Annotated in this window: 1 protein-coding gene and 1 pseudogene; both read right to left on the reverse strand. The window is 69.1% G+C overall.

Translation table 11 applies throughout. From position 1 onward, the window contains the following. Positions 1–1,779: HAMP domain-containing methyl-accepting chemotaxis protein (locus VP06_RS30945; protein ID WP_048467663.1), on the reverse strand; the 1,779-nt coding region annotated here is incomplete at its 3' end. 147 nt (positions 1,780–1,926) lie between these two features. Then, positions 1,927–2,269 (reverse strand): annotated as a pseudogene (locus tag VP06_RS37515) (methyl-accepting chemotaxis protein); the annotation flags it as partial.

Genomic DNA, 2,269 nt, shown 5'->3' on the forward strand with positions numbered 1-2,269 from the left:
GTCGCTCGCGTTCTGCTGCGTCACCTTGTCGAGCTGCTGGATCGCCTGGTTGATCTGGCCCGACCCGACATCCTGCTCGCGGCAGGCCGCCGAGATCTCCTCGACCAAAGCCGCCGTCTTCTTGATGTCCGGCACCAGCCGCCCCAGCATGTCGCCGGCCGCCTGCGCCGCCTTCACGGTGTCGGTCGACAGCGTCCCGATCTCGGCGGCGGCCGCTTGGCTGCGCTCGGCGAGCTTCCTCACCTCCGAGGCGACGACCGCGAAGCCGCGGCCGTGCTCGCCGGCACGGGCCGCCTCGACGGCGGCGTTGAGCGCCAGCAGGTCGGTCTGGCGGGCGATCTCCTGCACGATGGTGATCTTCTGGGCGATGGTCTGCATCGCCTCGACGGCGCGTCCGACCGCGATGCCGCTGGCCTCGGCATCCTTGGCGGATTGGCGGGCGATGGCCTCGGTCTGGCCGGCATTCTCGGCGTTCTGCTTCACGTTGGCGGCCATCTCCTCCATCGAGGCGGAGGCTTCCTCGGTGGACGCGGCCTGCTCGGTCGAGCCCTGCGACAGCTGCTCGGCCGAAGCCGACAGCTCCTGCGACCCCGCCGAGACGTTCGACGCCGCCGACACCACCTGGCTCACGACCTCGCGCAGCTTCAGGTTCATCGCCTGGATCGCCCGCAGAAGGTCCGTCACCTCGTCGCTCCCGGTCGGCACCACGTCTTGGGTCAGGTCGCCCGCCGCGACGCTCTGAGCCGCGGTCACCGCCTTCGACAGGCCCCGGGCGATCGTCAGCGCCAGCCACACCGCCATGGCGAGGCCGACGACCACTGCGCCGGTCACGACGGCGATCAGGATCGTGCGGGTCGATTCATAGGTGGCCTGCGTGTCGCGCACGAAGCCCTGGGCAACACTCTCCTCGTAAGCGCGCAGCTTCGTCACCTCCTCGACGACCGCCTTGCGGGCATCGGTGAAGGGGCCGACATAGTAGCGCAGGGCCTTGGCGTCGGTATTGGCGAGCCCGAGGGCGAAGACCTTCTCGGCCGACGGCTCCCACGCCTTGACGGCGGCGGAGACGGCGCCCGCGGCATCGGCATAGCCCGCGGCCCGACCCGCCTCGCTCAGCTTGGCGAGGTCGCGCCACAGCGCCTTCTGGGTCTCGCCGAACTCCACGGCGATCTTCGCCAGCAGAGCGTCGTCGGTGATCAAGATCTCGCGGTAGATCTCTCCGCGCAGGCGGAACATCTTGCTCTCGATGGTGGCGACGAGGGCGCGGTCCTCCGCCGAGAGGTCGGTACGCCCCTTGATGTCGTCGATCCGCGCCATGATTGTCGTGTAGGCGGCGAGCAGCTCGGTCGTCGCGATCGCGTTGGCCGTGTTGTTGCCGTTTTGGATCGCGAACTCCAGGCCCTTGGTCACGGCCTCGCTGAGATTGGCCCAGTTCTCGCGCAGCGGCTGGACGCGGGAGCGCTCCTCCGCCGGCACGAGGTCCGTATAGTCCTTCAGGATTCCCCGGAGATTGGCGTCGGTGGCCTTGAACTCGGCGAGCAGCTTCTCGCGGGCTGCCGTCGTCGGCTCCAGCATCGAGCGGGCGAACATGCGGGCCGCATCGAAGGACATCGCCTCGATGCGCAGGATCCGCTGGACCTGCGAGAACGGGCGAGCCGCGAATGCCTGCATCCGGTCGTTGGACTGGCTCAGATTCGATACCGCGAGCAAGCCCGCCCCGCAAAACAGCATAAGGATCAGCCCGAAGGCGATCCCGAGCTTCGCTTTGATGGTGAAACGCATGGTGCCCAACCTCGGCTTGACTGGCTCATGAAACCCGGACGCGGGCCTGCCCCTCGGCCACGGCGTGAGAGCGTCCGGTCGTTTGGCGATCGCGCGCGAGGGTCGATGTCGCGCGGAAGCGGTGATGCGGATGGCCTGATGACGGCGTCAGGCGACGCGGGTGAAGTCGGCGTCGCGCTCGTCGCCTTCCCTCATGTCGAAGGCGAACCCCCCGCCCAGCGACTTGCCCGCCGGGCGTGGGGCGGGGCCACGCTTGCCCGTCGCCTTGGCGGGCGACTTCACCATCGCCGAAGGAGCCGACATCCGCGCTGCCGTGCTGCGCAGCTGCGACACCGCCCCGTCGATCGGGCGCGTCTGCGGCACTGACGCCGCCTCGCCGATCCGGAAATAGGCGATCGTCGCCTGGAGCGCCTCGGCCTGCGCCGCCAGCTCCTCGGAGGTCGCCGAGACCTCCTCGGAGGCACTCGCATTCTGCTGCGTCACCTTGTCG

This window comes from Methylobacterium aquaticum, assembly GCF_001043915.1.
Classification (GTDB): Bacteria; Pseudomonadota; Alphaproteobacteria; order Rhizobiales; family Beijerinckiaceae; genus Methylobacterium; species Methylobacterium aquaticum.